General features: G+C 32.0%; 1 protein-coding gene. It reads left to right on the top strand.

Features of this window, described 5'->3' with window-relative positions; translation table 11 throughout:
- Positions 1 to 244, top strand: a 244-nt coding sequence (locus ETC02_RS17410; RefSeq protein WP_171698519.1) for an IS200/IS605 family accessory protein TnpB-related protein, incomplete at both ends; no start/stop codon positions are given.

Here is a 244-nt window from a genome sequence, read left to right as displayed (position 1 = left end):
CTATGAATCGCAATAATAAAGTGAATGATTATATCAACAAGACTTGCCGTTACATCATTAACTACTGTATTGAAAATCAAATTGGCAAACTTGTCATTGGCTATGCGGAAACATGGCAACGCAATATGAATCTAGGAAAAAAGACAAATCAAAACTTTGTCAATATTCCTCTCGGTAACATAAAAGAAAAACTAGAATATCTTTGTGAATTTTACGGCATTGAATTCTTGAAACAGGAAGAATC

It is taken from the genome of Geobacillus sp. DSP4a (genome assembly GCF_013096875.1).
GTDB lineage: Bacteria > Bacillota > Bacilli > Bacillales > Anoxybacillaceae > Geobacillus > Geobacillus thermophilus.
Note: the sequence above shows the minus strand (reverse complement) of the source record. Positions and strands in the feature narration are given on the sequence as shown.